Genomic DNA, 14,764 nt, shown 5'->3' on the forward strand with positions numbered 1-14,764 from the left:
CCGGGATCATCCCCATGGCCCTGCGCTCGCTGCACTTCGTCATGCCCGGCGGCGTCGACGACCCGGCCGCGCCGAGCGGCGGCAACACCTACGACGCCCGGATCTGCCTCGACCTGCCCGGCTTCGGCTGGCGGGTGCGCAGGCACACCGTCGCCGGGAGCTGGCCGCGCCCGGGCGCCGAGGGCCGCGCGGAACTCGCGCGGCTGCTCGCCGGCCTGCCCGACGACACCGTCGTGCTGCTCGACGGGATCGTCGCCTGCGGCGTACCGGAGGTCGTCGTCCCGGAGGCGCGGCGGCTGCGGCTCGTCGTCCTCGTCCACCTGCCGCTCGGCGACGAGACGGGCCTCGACCCCGCCGTCGCCGCCGACCTGGACGCCCGCGAACGGCAGACCCTGCGGGCCGTCTCCGCCGTCGTGGCCACCAGCGACTGGGCGGTCCGCCGGCTCGTCTCCCACCACGGCCTCGCGCCCGAGCGCGTCCACGTCGCCCCGCCCGGCGCCGACATCGCCCCGCTCGCCTCAGGGACCGACGGCGTCTCACGGCTGCTGTGCGTCGCGACCGTGAGCCCGCGCAAGGGCCAGCACCGGCTCGTCGAGGCCCTCGCCACCGTCACCGACCTGCCCTGGACCTGCGAGTGCGTCGGCGGGCTCACCCAGGACCCCGAGTACGTGGCGTGGCTGCGCGAACTGATCGCCGAGCACGGCCTGCAGGACCGGCTGCGCCTCGTCGGGCCGCGCTCGGGCGCCGCCCTCGCCGCGGCCTACGCCTCCGCCGACCTCATGGTGCTCGCCTCGTACGCGGAGACGTACGGCATGGCCGTCACCGAGGCGCTCGCCCGCGGCATCCCCGTCCTCGCCACCGACGTCGGCGGACTGCCCGAGGCGGTCGGGCGCGCGCCGGACGGCGGGGTGCCCGGCATCCTCGTCCCGCCGGAGGACCCGGCCGCGCTCGCGGCCGAGCTGCGCGGCTGGTTCGGGGAGGCAGACGTGCGCCGGCGGCTCAAGGCCGCCGCGCGGGGCCGCCGCGCCGCCCTCGACGGCTGGGCGGCCACCGCCCGCAGCCTGGCGGGCGTGCTGGGCCGCCTCGGCCGCGAGCCCGGGAGGGCCGCATGAGCACGACCACCTCCACTTCCCCGGACGCCCCGCGTCCTGCCGCCCGTACGGCCGAGGTGGCGCCCTTCGAGCCCCGGTGGCTGGAGCTGCGCGAGGGCGCCGACGCGGCGGCGCGGGCCACCGAACTGCTGGACCCGCTGCGGGACCTGCTGCGGGACCTGCCGGTCGACCGCCCTGGCAGTCCTGACCGTCCCGGCCGCGGAGCCGGGCGCGGCCTCGTCGTCCACGACCTCGGCTGCGGCACCGGTTCCATGGGGCGCTGGCTCGCGCCCCGGCTCGACGGCGCCCAGCACTGGGTGCTGCACGACCGCGACCCCGGCCTGCTGCGCCTGGCCGCGCTGCGCGCGCCGCGCGCGGCGGCCGACGGCAGCCCGGTCACGGCCGAGACGCGCCGCGGCGACCTGGCCCGGCTCACCACCGCCGCTCTGGCCGGCGCCTCGCTGGTCACGGCCTCGGCGCTGCTGGACGTGCTCACGGCCGACGCCGTCGACGCACTCGCCGCGGCCTGCGCCGGCGCCGGGTGCCCGGCGCTCCTCACGCTCTCGGTCGCGGGACGCGTCGACCTCGCGCCGGTCCACCCGCTGGACGGCGAGATCGCCGACGCGTTCAACGCCCACCAGCGCCGCGGCGACCTGCTCGGACCGGACGCGGTCGGCGCCGCCTGCGAGGCCTTCGACGGGCGCGGCGCGCGCGTACGGGTGCATCCCAGCCCGTGGCGGCTGGGGCCCGAGGACGCCGCGCTCACCGCCCAGTGGCTGCGCGGATGGGTCGGCGCGGCGTGCGAGCAGCGACCGGAGCTGGCGGCGCGGGCCGGGACGTACCTGAGGGAGCGTCTGGAGGCGTGCGCGGCGCGGGAGCTGCGGGTGGTGGTCCACCACAGCGATCTGCTGGCCCTGCCGGGGACGGCGGGGGGAGCCGCGTGAGCACGCAGACGGTCGCGGCGGGGGCGCCCGCCCGGCCGGCGACCGCCGTCGGCCCCGCCGCCCCCGCCGGTCCCGCCGCCCCCGGCGGCGTCGACGGTCCCGGCGGCGCCGCTGCTGTCAGCGGTGCCGGCAGTGCCAGTGGTGCCACTGGCGTCAGCGGTTCCAGCGGTGCCGTCAGCGCCGATGGCGCCGACAGTGTCGGTAGCGCCGACAGTGTCAGCGGCTCCAGCGGTTCCAGCGGCACCGTCAGTGCCACTGGTTCCGGTGGTGCCCGTGCCGTCGGCCGGGCCGTACGAACCCACTTCGGCACCGTCGCGGGCGCGGGCATCCTCGCCGTCCTGGCGTGGCGGCTGGGCAGCGGTGTCTTCGTGGACGGGCTGCGCCGGGTGGACGCGCCGACCCTGCTGGCGGCGCTGCTCATCGGCCTCGCCACCACCGTGCTGAGCGCCTGGCGCTGGTGCCTGGTGGCGCGCGGGCTGGCCGTCCGGCTGCCCTTCGGCCCCGCGGTCGCGGACTACTACCGTGCGCTGTTCCTGAACGCGGCGCTGCCCGGCGGCGTCCTGGGCGACGTGCACCGCGCGGTGCGGCACGGACGGGACGCCGGCGACGTGGGGCGGGGCGTACGGGCGGTGGTGCTCGAACGGACCGCGGGCCAGGCCGTCCTCGTCGTGGCCGGAGCGGCGGTCCTGCTCACGCTGCCGTCACCGGTGCGCGAACCCGCGCGCGACGCCCTCGGCGCGGCCGGTCCCGCCGTCGCGTGCCTGGTCCTCATGGCCGCCTGCACGGTGCTCGCCCTCCGCCGAAGGGGCACGGCGGCCGCGTCGCCCGCCCCGCGCCGTCCGTCCGCGGCGGGCCCCGGCCGGGTCCGCGCCGCCCTCGCCGAGGCCCGCGCCGCGCTCCTGGCACGCGGCGCCTGGCCCGGCGTGCTCCTCTCGTCGGTGCTCGTCCTGGCGGGACACCTGCTGATGTTCGTCCTGGCGGCCCGGGCCGCGGGGGTCCGGGCGCCGGTGTCCGCGCTGGTGCCGATCGCCCTGCTCGCGCTGCTCGCCATGGGACTGCCCCTGAACGTGGGCGGGTGGGGGCCGCGCGAGGGCGTCACCGCCTGGGCGTTCGGCGCCGCCGGACTCGGCGCCACCGCGGGCCTCACCGTCGCCGTCGTCTACGGCGTCCTCAGCTTCGCGGCGAGCCTGCCCGGCCTCTGCGTCCTGCTGGCCCGCCGGTTCGGCGGCGTGGGACGGCGGGGCGCGGGGGACACCGCCCAGGGCGCCCCGGACGGGCGGCACCCGGGAGCGGACGTACGCCCCCGGGCCCGCCCGGCCCGTTCTCAGGCGCCGGCCGCCCGCGTCGCGGCCCCGTCCGAGGGCTCCGCCTCCAGGATCGAGAGATACGGGGCGAAGCATTCGACGAGTCCCGCCAGGAGTTCCTTTCCCTTGGCGGCGGACGCGAGAGAGGGACGCCCGATGACACCGGACTCCGTATAGGCGGACATGTCGAGAGTGAGAAGATGCCTGCGATCGTCGGCGAGGAAGTCGGACGTCTCGTAACCGGGGCGGAGAGCCTCCGGATGAGCGTGCAGAAGAACGGACGCCTCGAGTTCCCCGGCGTGCATGTCGCTGAGCATCGAGGTTTCCAGGCCCGCCCGGGCCCGCGCCTCCTCCCAGTCCTCCACGGCGGGGAAAAGGGCCATACGGGTCCCGCTGCCCGCGGATTCCTGCACCACATTGCCCAGCACGTAATTCCCGCCGTGGCCGTTGACGACGGCCAGGGACGTGACGCCGGACCGGCGCAGCGAGGCGGCCACGTCCCGTACGACGGCGTGCAGGGTGACCGCGGAGACGCTGACCGTCCCGGGCCAGGCCGCGTGCTCGTGGGAGCAGGACAGGGTCACCGGCGGAAGGAGGAACACCGGGTGGGCGGCGGCCAGTTCACGGGCTATCGCGCAGGCGACGAGCGTGTCCGTGGCCAGCGGCAGGTACGGCCCGTGCTGCTCGAAGCTGCCGACCGGGAGGACGGCCACGCGGGCCCGGCACGCCCGGACGTCCTCGGTGGTGTCGAGCGGCAGCGGGCCGTGCGGGGACAGGGGTGCCGGTGAAGCGCTCATGGGTGAAAGGGCCTTTCGTTCCGGAAAGCACGAAGGTGCGCGAAGACGCGAACACGCGAACACGCGAAAACACGGAGGCGTGAAAGCGCGGAAGTGCCGGAGCACAGGAGTACGGAATCACGGAAGCGCCGAAGAACGGAAGTGCGAAAGCGCGAAAGCACGGAAGCATCGGAGGGCGAAAGCGCGGAAGTACGGAAGTGCGGAGAGGGAAAAGCACGAAGACGCGGGAGAGCGGAAGTGCACGGCGCGCGAGTGCCGGCGGTGAGCGGAACGACGCGGACACGGAAGAGGGGATGCGGAGCATGACGGAAATACAGGAACGGCACGCCGACGCGATCGGTCCGACGGTCCGGACGCCGGGGGTGAAAAGAGTGGTGGACCTGGACCTGTCCACCAAGTACGGCGAATTCCGCGCCGTGGGCTACCTGGACCTGGAACGGGGCGACGAACAGGTGGCCCTGATCCACGGCGACGTCGGCGGGCGCGAGGAGACGCTGACCCGCCTGCACTCGGAGTGCCTGACCGGGGACGCCTTCGGCTCCACCCACTGCGAGTGCGGCGACCAGCTGTCCATGGCGCTGCGGGCGATCGTCGCCGAGGGGCACGGCGTCCTCGTCTACCTCCGGGGCCACGAGGGCCGCGGCATCGGCCTGCTGGCGAAGCTCCGGGCGATGCGCCTGCAGGCCGAGGGCCTGGACACGGTCGAGGCCAACCTCGCGCTCGGCCTGCCGGTCGACGCCCGCGACTACGGGGTGGCCGCACGGATGCTGCACGACCTCGGCGTGCCCTCCGTGCGCCTGCTGTCCAACAACCCGCGCAAGAGGGAGGCGCTGGAGAGCCACGGCGTCGAGGTCACCGAGCAGGTGCCGCTGCTGATACCGCCGCGCGAGCAGAACATCAGCTACCTGCGCACCAAGCGCGAGCGCATGGACCACCACCTGCCGCACCTGGACGCGGTGGCGCACTGGTCCTGAGACGGCGGCGCGCCGGCCCCGGCGCGTCGGCCGGTGAGGCGGTGTCACCCGGTCGCCCGGGCGCGGGCGGACGCACGGGCCCGGGACCGGGGCGACCGCCGCCCGCCCGCACCCTCGGGCCGTCCTGCCCGTACCCTTTGGGCCGCCCGATCCATACCCCTCGGGCCGTCCCGTCCGTACTCCTCGGACCGTTCCGCCCGCGCCTTTCGGGCCGTCCCGTCCGAACCCCCGGGCCGTTCGCCGGGTCCACCCGGAACGTCGTGCCCGCCACCCCGCTCCAGCCGTACGCGCCCCTGCTCGACGGGGGCGGGTGCGCGCCGGGTCGACGGACGCCCAGACGCCCGGCCCGAAGCCGGCGCCGGCGTTGTCCGGCACGGCGTGCACCGGGCCGCCCAAGCGCCGGATGCCCTACGGGAGCTGGTCGGCCGTCATCGACCCGAGGGCGTGGGGCGTCACGGAGCGGCGGACGTCGGGCGGCAGGTCCCCCGAGGGGCGTCGAGATCCGGCGCTCCGTGTTCCGACAGGGGCGGTGCCGCGACGGATGTCACCGGTTTCGTCATTGAGTGCATCCGCCACACTGTGTCCGTTTCGGCCGGCGGCCCGGCCACCCGGTTCCGGCTTCCGTGGAGTGTGAGATGCGCGACACGGCCTTTCCTGGCGACGGGCAAAAGGAAACCCGGGAGGGTTCCCTGGTCCACATACCGTATGAAGTGTTGGTCCAAATGGCTTAACGCCTTCGAATTCAAAGTCGCGTCGGCCGATTGCATCTCTTGTCGCAGCTCCCTCATGCTTCGACTCCTGTCGCGGGGAGCGGCATTTCTTGCGTTTCGCGGCGAAAAATCAGCGCCGCATCCGCCCCGTGCGACTGGCACGCGGTGACGCGGGTAGCGCGCGGGCGGACGCGGTGGTGCGCGTAGCGAAGCGATCACGCAGAAGTGCGCCTTATGCGCTGAGCTGCGGCGCGACCCCGGATCCTCAACGCGTCCGGACGCGTCTTAGCCATCAGGGGGTACCGGCAGATGAGGGGCCTCGCGAACAAAGCTCGTACACAAGTCCAGCGGTCACTCTCCGTGAGGCAACCATTCGCTCGGTCGAGTCGTATATCTCGGTGACGCGGGGCGGACCCCCGGGAAAACGGGTACGCGGAGCGTCACGATCCACTTGCTTGAAGAAGTACCGGACAAGGAGTTCCCATGCGGCCGTTCGCGCTCAACTATGCTCGACCCGCGGCTCAGTTGGAGGTCAGCGCTCCGTATGCCTATGACTGCGTACTGCAATTGAACATTCTTCCGGACGGGCGGCTCGCCGCCCATGATTACGCCCTGTTGCGAGAGCTGGGCGCCACCACGTCCACCGCGGGGTCCAAGACCCACTTCGACGACTGAGGCACGGGTCCGGAAAATGACGGTTCTGATCCTGACGTGCGAACAGGATGTAACCGCGGACATGGTGGTGGCCGAGCTCGACGGGACCGGTGTGCCGGTCGTCCGGCTCGATCCCGCCGACCTGCCCGGCGGTGTCGCCCTGTCCGGCGAGTACGTCCACGGCGTCTTCCAGGGGCACCTCTCCGCCTACGGCCGCATCGTGAGCATGAGCGGCCTGCGATCCGTCTGGGTGCGCCGGCCGGGCCTGCCCGCCTCGCGGGTGGCCGAGCCGTCCGCCTGGCTGACGGAGGAGGCGCGGCAGGCGTTCTACGGCATGCTGCGCAGCACCGACGCACGCTGGATGAACCATCCCGACGCGGCCCGCCGGGCCCGCCACAAGCCCTGGCAGCTCCACCTCGCGCAGCGCAGCCGGCTGCCCGTGCCGGCCACCCTCGTCACGACCTTCCCGCAGGCCGCCCGCGGCTTCGCCGAGCGCTTCCCGGACCTGGTGGTCAAGCCGGTCTCGGGCGCGCACCCGCAGGAGCCGCCGATGGCGGTGCCCACCAGCCGGGTCGCGCCCGGCACCGACTTCTCGGCCGTCGCCTACGGCCCGACGCTGCTGCAGCGGCGTGTGGCCAAGCGCGCCGACATCCGGCTCACCTGCGTCGGCGACAGGATCTTCACCGCGCGCAAGGCCGTCACACCGGACGCCGACCCCGACGAGGTGGACGTCCGCTTCGCGGGCGGCAGCGAACCGTGGCGTCCGGTGGAGGCACCGCCGCGCGTCGCCGCCGCCGTCCGCACCTACCTGCGCGACGCGGAGCTGGCCTACGGAGCCTTCGACTTCGCCGAGGACGCCGACGGGATCTGGTGGTTCCTCGAGTGCAACCAGTCCGGGCAGTTCGGCTTCATCGAGATGGACACCGGGCTGCCCATCGCCCGCGCCGTCGCCGAGTGGCTGGCCGCCGACACCGTCCCGGCCGCGCCCGGGACCTCCGGCAACGGCGCCGGACGCAGCCGGGTCCGGGCGGGAGAGGGCCGGGGGCACGAGGACGCCTGACCATCGGACCGGAAGGCCGGAGGCACGAGAACGCCCGACCACCGGGCGGGAGGAGCGCCGGGTGGGAGGGCCGTCGTGGGGGAGGGCCGCCGGGCGGCACGGCGGCCGGGCGCCCCAGCGGCCGTACCGCCGGAAGTCCCCGTGCCCGGCTTCGGCTTCCATGGCGCTCATGACGCCGGCGTCACGGCTTCCGTACCACCCGCAAGCCCCGGTGCCCGGCTTCCGTGCGCCCGCCTGTGACGAGGTCCCCGTACGGCCGTGGCCGTACGGGGACCTCGCGGGGCGCGGGGTGCGGATCAGACGGGGTGCGGGTCAGGCCGTGACCCGCTCACGGCCGTCGGCCGTGTCCTCGCGCGGCCGCTCGCCGAGCCGCTCCGTCGGCATCTTGTGCGTCTCGCGCGCCGTCACGGCCGCGAGCACCGGCGGGACGCACAGCGCCGCCGTGAACAGCGCCACCGCGAACCAGTCGTCGCCGTCCGGACCCGCGATCCGCGCCGCGAACGTCACGGCGAACCCGGCGACCGCGAAGCCGATCTGCGTGCCGATCGCCACGCCCGACAGCCGTACCCGGGTGGAGAACATCTCACCGTAGAAGGCGGGCCACACGCCGTTCGCCGCGCTGTAGACGACGCCGAAGGCGACGATGCCGAGCAGCAGCACCAGCGGGTAGGAGCCCGTGGAGATCGCCCAGAGGTAGAGGAACATCGCCACCGCGCTGCCCGCGGCGCCCACCAGGTAGACCGGGCGGCGGCCGACGCGGTCCGACAGCCGGGCCCACAGCGGGATGGCGCCGAGCGCGACGAGGTTGGCGAGCGCGCCCACCCAGAGCATGGAGGTGCGGTCCATGCCGACCGAGTCGCCGGTCGCGTACGCCAGCGCCCAGACCGTGAAGATCGTGCTGACGGAGGCGACGAAGGCGCCCGCGATCACCCGCAGCACGTCCGCCCAGTGCTCGCGCAGCAGGACGGCGAGCGGCAGCCTCGCCACGCCCTCGGTGGACGCCTGCCGCGTGAAGGCGGGCGTCTCCTGGAGGTTGCGGCGGATGAACCACCCGACGACGGCGACCGCGACGCTCAGCCAGAACGGGATCCGCCAGCCCCACGACAGCAGGTGCTCCTCCGGCAGCGCGGCGACGGGGATGAAGACGAGGGTCGCGAGGAGCTGGCCGGCCTGCGTGCCGTTGAGGGTGAAGCTGGTGAACCAGCCGCGCCGGTCGGCCGGCGCGTGCTCCAGCGTCATGGAGTTGGCGCTGGCCTGCTCGCCCGCCGCGGAGACGCCCTGCAGGACGCGGCACAGCACCAGCAGGACCGGGGCCAGGGTGCCCACCTGCTCGCGCGTGGGCAGGCAGCCGATGAGGAACGTGGACAGGCCCATCAGGAACAGCGTGAAGACCATGATCTTCTTGCGGCCCAGGCGGTCGCCGAAGTGGCCGAGGAAGAACGCGCCGACGGGGCGGGCCGCGTACGCGACGCCGAAGGTCGCCAGTGACAGCAGTGTCGCGCTCGCCGGGTCCGACTCGTCGAAGAAGACCTCGGGGAAGATCAGCGCGGCCGCGCTGCCGTAGATGAAGAAGTCGTAGTACTCCAGGGCGCTGCCGATCCATGCGGCGAGCGCGGCCTTGCGCGGCTGGCCCGGCGGGGCGTCGGGCGGTGCGTCGTGGACTGACACGGCGTGCTCCTTGGGAGGGGCTCCGGGGACGGGAGCGTGCGGGGCGGGCGGTGAAGGGGCGGGAGGCGGCGGGGTGCCGGAGCCCGGGGTGACGGGGCGGCCGTTGCCGGGCGGTGCGCGGGCCGTCGGCGGTACGACGGCCCTCCGTTCGACGGGTGTGCGGTCGACGGTGTGCGGCCGGTCCGGCTAATTAACCCACTGGGTAGTTAGTAGCGATGGCTACGGATGTTGCGCCCGCGTTTCCCGGGTGTCAAGGGGTCGTGCCGAAAGTCGTAGGAGGGGCGGCGGCGCAGGCCGGACCGGGTGCCGGGCGGGGCGCGGGCCCGTCCCGGCACCCGGCGGTGCCGGCCGCCGGTCGCCCGGCGGTGCCGGTCGGCCGCCCGGCCGGTCAGTCCGCCGAGCGGTCGGCCGTCAGATACGCGATGACCATGTCGCCGAGCATCGTCCGGTAGTGCTCGCGCTGCTCGGCGGCGGTCAGGTCGCGGCCGAACAGGGCGCCGAACGTGTGCCGGTTGGCGACCCGGAAGAAGCAGAACGAGCTGATGAGCGCGTGCAGGTCCACCGCGTCGACGTCGGCCGTGAACAGCCCGGACTCGCGCCCCGCCCGCAGGATGCGGCCAGTCACCTCCAGGGCGGGCGAGCCGATCCGCCCCAGCTCCTCCGAGGCCGTGATGTGCGCGGCGTCGTGGATGTTCTCGATGCTCACCAGGCGGATGAAGTCGGGGTGCGCCTCGTGGTGGTCGAAGGTGACCTCGGCGAGCCGGCGGATCGCCGCGACCGGGTCCAGGTGCTCGACGTCCAGTTCCTGCTCGGCCTGGCGGATCACCGAGTACGCGCGCTCCAGCACGGCGGTGAACAGCTGCTCCTTGCCGCCGAAGTAGTAGTAGATCATCCGCTTCGTGGTGCGGGTGCGGGCGGCGATCTCGTCGACGCGGGCCCCGTCGTACCCGGCGCGGGCGAACTCCGTGGTCGCCACGTCGAGGATCTCGGCCTTCGTGCGGGCCGCGTCGCGGATGCGCCCGTTGGGCCGGGCCGGTTCTTCGACGCTGGTCATCGGGTTCCTTCGGGCGAGGGGCCAAGTGCGCGCGATTGCTCGCGATTGTAGAAGCAGGGGCCGCGGCCGTGCCGGGCGCGGGTCCGCGCCGGCCCGGTGCCGCGCGGGGGAGACCGGGCGCGGGGCCCGGGGGACGCGGCCCCGCGGGTCTTCCCGGCGGCGCCGCGTCCTGATATGACTAACGAACCAGTTCGTACATAACTTGCGCGGCGGCGCCCGGGCGGTGGCCCGGCGCCACCGGCCTCGGGAGGCTCTCCGTGCCCCAGGACTCCTACCTCGTCGGTCTGATCGGCTCCGGCATCGGCCCCTCGCTCAGCCCCGCCCTGCACGAGCGCGAGGCGGACCGGCAGGGGCTGCGCTACCTCTACCGGCTGATCGACCTCGACACGCTCGGCGCGGCTCCGGCCGCCGTCGGGGACCTGGTGCGCGCCGCCCGCGACCTCGGCTTCGACGGGCTCAACATCACGCACCCCTGCAAGCAGCTGGTCGTCGAGCACCTCGACGAGCTGTCCCCGCAGGCCGAGGCGCTCGGCGCGGTCAACACCGTCGTCTTCGACGGCGGCCGGGCCGTCGGGCACAACACCGACGTCACCGGGTTCGCGGCGTCCTTCGCGCGCGGGCTGCCGGACGCCCCGCTGGAGCGGGTCGTGCAGCTCGGCGCGGGCGGGGCGGGCGCGGCCGTCGCGCACGCCGGCCTGACCCTGGGCGCGGGGCGCGTCACCGTAGTCGACGCCCTCGCCGACCGCGCCGCCGGCCTCGCGGACTCCCTGAACCGGCACTTCGGCGCGGGCCGGGCCGCCGCCGCCACGCCCGACCTGCTGCCGTCCCTGCTGGCCCGCGCAGACGGCGTCGTGCACGCCACGCCCACCGGCATGGCCGCGCACCCCGGACTGCCCTTCCCGGCGGAGCTGCTGCGCCCCGGCCTGTGGGTGGCCGAGGTGGTCTACCGCCCGCTGGAGACCGAGCTGCTGCGCACCGCCCGCGCGCTGGGCTGCGCGACCCTCGACGGCGGCGGCATGGCCGTCTTCCAGGCGGCCGACGCCTTCCGCCTGTTCACGGGGCGGGAACCCGACAGCGCGCGCATGCTGGCCGACATCGCCGAGCTGGCCGGCGCGGCGGGCGCCCGCAACTGACCGTACGGACCGTACGGGTGCCGTGGTGCCCGGTCCGTCCGGGCACCACGGAGTCCGGCCCATTTACGCACCACGGAGTCCGGCCCGTCCAGGCACCACGGAGTCCGGCCCGTCCAGGCACCACGGAGCCCGGCCCGTCCGGGCGCCGCGGCGCCCGACGCAGAGAAGAGGTACCGACGTGCGTACGTCCATCGCCACCGTCTCGCTCAGCGGGACCCTGACCGAGAAGCTCACCGCCGCGTCCCGGGCCGGCTTCGACGGCGTCGAGATCTTCGAGAACGACCTGCTCGCCAGCCCCCTCGCGCCCGAGGAGGTCCGCGCCCGGTGCGCCGACCTCGGCCTGAGCGTCGACCTCTACCAGCCGATGCGCGACATCGAGGCGGTCCCGGCCGGGGAGTTCGCCCGCAACCTGCGGCGCGCGGAGCACAAGTTCGAGGTGATGCGGCGCCTGGGCGCCGACACCGTGCTCGTCTGCTCCAGCGTCTCGCCGCACGCCGTGGACGACGACGCGCTCGCCGCAGAGCAACTGCACGCCCTGGCCGAGCGGGCCCAGGACTTCGGCGTCCGCGTGGCGTACGAGGCGCTGGCCTGGGGACGGCACGTGAACACGTACGACCACGCCTGGAGCATCGTCCGGGCGGCGGACCACCCGGCGCTCGGCACGTGCCTGGACAGCTTCCACATCCTCGCCCGCGGCTGCGGCCCCGAGGGCATCGAGGACATCCCCGGCGAGAAGATCTTCTTCCTGCAGCTCGCGGACGCGCCGCTGATGGCGATGGACGTCCTGCAGTGGAGCCGCCACTACCGCTGCTTCCCGGGGCAGGGCGGCCTCGACGTCGCCGGCCTGCTGGGGCACGTGGTGCGGGCCGGGTACCGGGGGCCGCTGTCCCTGGAGGTCTTCAACGACGTGTTCCGGCAGGCGGAGGCCGGGCCGACCGCCGTCGACGCCCAGCGCTCGCTGCGCGTGCTCCAGGAGGCCGCGGGCCTCGCCGAGCCGCCCGCGCCCGTCGTCCCCACCGGCGTCGCCTTCGCCGAACTCGTCGCCCCCGACGCGCAGCCCGTCTCGGCGCTCCTGCGCGCGCTCGGCTTCACCCGCACCGCCCGGCACCGCAGCAAGCCGGTGGACCTCTGGCAGCAGGGCGAGGCCCGCGTCCTGCTCAACACCGGGCCCGCCGTCCGCCGCTGGGGGCGGCCGCCACGCCCTTCGGGCAGCGGGGGAGGCACCGCCCTCGCCGCGATCGGCCTGGAGTCGCCGGACCCGGCCGGTGCCGCCCGGCGCGCCGAGTCGCTGCTCGCGCCGGTGCTGCCGCGCCGCCGCGCCCCCGAGGACGCGCCCCTGGACGCGGTCGCCGCGCCCGACGGCACGGAGCTGTTCTTCTGCGCGACCGACCGGGACGGACTGCCCAGCTGGACGCGGGACTTCGAGGCCGTGCCGCGGCACGCGGAGCGGGCCGGGACGGACGGCGTACCGGACGCCGGAGTTGCCGAGTCGGGCGTGGACGCGGACGCCGGAGCCGTCCGCCGCATCGACCACCTGGCCCTGACCCAGCCCTGGCACCAGTTCGACGAGGCGTCGCTGTTCCACCGCAGCGTGCTCGGGCTGCGCGCGCAGGAGAGCGTGGACGTGGCCGACCCGTACGGGCTGTGGCGCAGCCGCGCCGTCACGAACGCCGACGGCGGCGTGCGCATCGCGCTCTCCGTGGGGCCGGCGCCCGGCGACGACGGCGCCCGCGTCCAGCACATCGCGCTCGCCACCGACGACGTCGTCGCGGCGGCCCGCCGCTTCCGCGCGGCCGGCGGCCGGCTGCTGCCGGTGCCGGGGAACTACTACGACGACCTCGCGGCCCGGTACGCGTTCGCCCCCGGAGAGCTGGAGACCTACCGCGAGCTGGGCGTCCTGTACGACCGCGACGAGGGCGGCGCGTTCCGCCACTGCTACACGGAGACCGTCGGCCGCCTCTTCTTCGAACTGGTGCAGCGCGACGCGGGCTACCGCGGCTACGGCGCGCAGAACGCCCCCGTCCGGCTGGCGGCGCAGCACGCGCAGCGGTACGGGGGCTGAGCGGAGGGCGGTACGGGCCCGGAGGAGGGCCCGCAGGGCCTCGTCAGAGGTCGAACTCGTGCGGCGGCAGGTCCAGCGTGAAGCAGGCCTCGCGGACCACCGCCTGCTCGTCCTTGTCGAAGTCGCCGTCGGCGCCGCCGATCACGATGCCGATCTGGATGACGGCCCGCGCCTCGGCGGGCTTCTTCTTCGCCTTGGCGATCTCCTGGAGGACGCTGACCTTGCCGAAGGCGAAGTCGGCGGCCAGCTTGTCCAGGTTGTCCTCGAAGCGGCGGCGCAGGTCGTCCGCGGGGAAGTTGCGCAGCACGTCGTTGGTGGCGATGAGCTGGGCCACGCGCTGCCGTTCGGAGGGGTCGACGGTGCCGTCGGCGGCGGCGACCAGCGCGCACATCGCCATGCTCGCGTCGCGGAAGGCGCCGCTCTTCAGGTCGTTCTTCTTCGCCAGCAGCTGCGTCTGCATCGTCGACGCGGACTCCTTGAGGCGGTCCCACAGGGCCATGCGCACTCCATACGGTGTCGGCGGTCCGGCCCGCCCCCGGGAAGAGGGCGGGCCGGAGCCTGAGCTAGTTTCTACAGCGTAGTAGAAACTAGCGGACGTCCGCGGAAGTTCCGCGGGCGTTCCACTCCGCGATCACCGGCCAGCCGTGCTCGGTGGAGAGCCGGCTGAGCGTGCCCGTCTCCAGCTTGAACAGCTTGCCCGCGCTCGGCGGCAGCCCGAGGCGGCGGGCCGTGAGCACCCGCAGGAAGTGCCCGTGCGCCACCAGGAGCACGTCGCCCGCACCGGCCTTCAGCGCCTCGTCCACACGGGACAGGACGCGATCGGCGCGTCGGCCGACCGCGTCCGGCATCTCGCCGGGGTGCCCGTCGGGTCCCGGCGGCACGCCGTGGTCCCACAGGCACCACTGGGGCCGGGTGCGCTGGATCTCCTCCGTCGTGACGCCCTCGTACGCCCCGTAGTCCCACTCGTGCAGGTCCGGCTCGGTCACCGTCGCGGTCACGCCCGCGAGCTCCGCGGTCCGCGCCGCCCGGGCGAGCGGGCTGACGAGGGCGAGGCCCAGGGTCCGCCCGGCGAGGAGCGGGGCAAGCGACCTGGCCTGCTCCTCGCCCCGCTCGGTGAGGGGCAGGTCGGTGAAGCTGGTGTGCTGTCCCGACCTGCTCCACTCGGTCTCACCGTGACGGACCAGCAGCAGATCCCCCACGGCGGTTACTTCGCCGACTCGACCGCGTGGCCGCCGAACTGGTTGCGCAGTGCGGCGATCATCTTCATCTGCGGCGAGTCGTCCTGGCGGGAGGCGAAGCGGGCGAAGAGCGAG

General features: G+C 74.6%; 13 protein-coding genes and 2 pseudogenes. 8 read left to right on the plus strand and 7 right to left on the minus strand.

Annotation, left to right across the window (positions count from 1 at the left end):
* The first annotated feature begins 14 nt into the window (after positions 1-14).
* From IE271_RS22185 to IE271_RS43615, 3 genes and pseudogenes are all read left to right on the plus strand, one after another.
* Complete coding sequence (locus IE271_RS22185; protein ID WP_190192157.1) at positions 15-1,112, plus strand: glycosyltransferase family 4 protein; 1,098 nt, start codon at positions 15-17, stop codon at positions 1,110-1,112.
* Entirely contained in the window at positions 1,109-2,035 is a 927-nt protein-coding gene (locus IE271_RS22190) for a methyltransferase domain-containing protein (RefSeq protein WP_190192139.1), read from the plus strand. The genes IE271_RS22185 and IE271_RS22190 overlap by 4 nt, the downstream gene beginning before the upstream one ends.
* 368 nt (positions 2,036-2,403) lie before the next feature.
* Positions 2,404-3,162: pseudogene (locus tag IE271_RS43615) on the plus strand (lysylphosphatidylglycerol synthase transmembrane domain-containing protein); the annotation flags it as partial.
* Positions 3,163-3,359: 197 nt separating this feature from the next.
* Here the strand turns inward: IE271_RS43615 and IE271_RS22195 are convergent.
* Positions 3,360-4,136 (minus strand): creatininase family protein, encoded by a 777-nt coding sequence (locus tag IE271_RS22195; protein WP_190192140.1) that lies wholly within the window; start codon positions 4,134-4,136, stop codon positions 3,360-3,362.
* A 302-nt stretch (positions 4,137-4,438) separates the two neighbouring features.
* On the opposite strand from IE271_RS22195, the gene ribA reads away from it, so the two are divergent.
* Positions 4,439-5,110: a GTP cyclohydrolase II gene (ribA, locus tag IE271_RS22200; RefSeq protein ID WP_190192141.1), complete on the plus strand. Its 672-nt coding sequence runs from the start codon at positions 4,439-4,441 to the stop codon at positions 5,108-5,110.
* Positions 5,111-5,562: 452 nt separating this feature from the next.
* Here ribA and IE271_RS22205 read toward each other — a convergent pair whose 3' ends face one another.
* Positions 5,563-5,898 (minus strand): serine hydrolase, encoded by a 336-nt coding sequence (locus tag IE271_RS22205; protein WP_190192142.1) that lies wholly within the window; start codon positions 5,896-5,898, stop codon positions 5,563-5,565.
* 405 nt (positions 5,899-6,303) lie between these two features.
* Between IE271_RS22205 and tgmA the strand changes: the two genes are divergently transcribed.
* Together tgmA and tgmB are read left to right on the plus strand one after the other, a co-directional pair.
* Complete coding sequence (gene tgmA / locus IE271_RS22210; protein ID WP_190192143.1) at positions 6,304-6,495, plus strand: putative ATP-grasp-modified RiPP; 192 nt, start codon at positions 6,304-6,306, stop codon at positions 6,493-6,495.
* A gap of 16 nt (positions 6,496-6,511) precedes the next feature.
* Positions 6,512-7,534, plus strand: a complete 1,023-nt coding sequence (gene tgmB, locus IE271_RS22215) for an ATP-grasp ribosomal peptide maturase (RefSeq protein ID WP_190192144.1) — start codon at positions 6,512-6,514, stop codon at positions 7,532-7,534.
* A gap of 312 nt (positions 7,535-7,846) precedes the next feature.
* Here the strand turns inward: tgmB and IE271_RS22220 are convergent, their stop codons facing one another.
* Both IE271_RS22220 and IE271_RS22225 read right to left on the minus strand, forming a co-directional pair.
* On the minus strand, positions 7,847-9,202 hold the full coding sequence (locus tag IE271_RS22220; RefSeq protein WP_190192145.1) for an MFS transporter: 1,356 nt from the start codon (positions 9,200-9,202) through the stop codon (positions 7,847-7,849).
* A 388-nt stretch (positions 9,203-9,590) separates the two neighbouring features.
* Positions 9,591-10,256, minus strand: a complete 666-nt coding sequence (locus IE271_RS22225; RefSeq protein ID WP_190192146.1) for a TetR/AcrR family transcriptional regulator — start codon at positions 10,254-10,256, stop codon at positions 9,591-9,593.
* A gap of 257 nt (positions 10,257-10,513) precedes the next feature.
* Here IE271_RS22225 and IE271_RS22230 point away from each other — a divergent pair, with 257 nt between their 5' ends.
* Both IE271_RS22230 and IE271_RS22235 read left to right on the plus strand, forming a co-directional pair.
* The gene (locus IE271_RS22230) at positions 10,514-11,389 is read left to right on the plus strand and encodes a shikimate dehydrogenase (RefSeq protein ID WP_190192147.1); all 876 of its coding nucleotides are present in this window, start codon (positions 10,514-10,516) and stop codon (positions 11,387-11,389) included.
* Positions 11,390-11,567: 178 nt separating this feature from the next.
* Positions 11,568-13,451: a bifunctional sugar phosphate isomerase/epimerase/4-hydroxyphenylpyruvate dioxygenase family protein gene (locus tag IE271_RS22235; protein ID WP_190192148.1), complete on the plus strand. Its 1,884-nt coding sequence runs from the start codon at positions 11,568-11,570 to the stop codon at positions 13,449-13,451.
* Positions 13,452-13,494: 43 nt separating this feature from the next.
* On the opposite strand, the gene IE271_RS22240 is transcribed toward IE271_RS22235, so the two are convergent.
* The 3 genes and pseudogenes from IE271_RS22240 to IE271_RS22250 form a co-directional block, all read right to left on the minus strand.
* Positions 13,495-13,950, minus strand: a complete 456-nt coding sequence (locus tag IE271_RS22240) for a tellurite resistance TerB family protein (protein WP_190192149.1) — start codon at positions 13,948-13,950, stop codon at positions 13,495-13,497.
* A gap of 88 nt (positions 13,951-14,038) precedes the next feature.
* The gene (locus IE271_RS22245; protein ID WP_190192150.1) at positions 14,039-14,650 is read right to left on the minus strand and encodes a histidine phosphatase family protein; all 612 of its coding nucleotides are present in this window, start codon (positions 14,648-14,650) and stop codon (positions 14,039-14,041) included.
* Between the two features lie 5 nt (positions 14,651-14,655).
* Positions 14,656-14,764 (minus strand): annotated as a pseudogene (locus IE271_RS22250) (6-phosphogluconate dehydrogenase); the annotation flags it as partial.

Origin of the sequence: Streptomyces minutiscleroticus, from assembly GCF_014650875.1 — a bacterium.
GTDB lineage: Bacteria > Actinomycetota > Actinomycetes > Streptomycetales > Streptomycetaceae > Streptomyces > Streptomyces minutiscleroticus.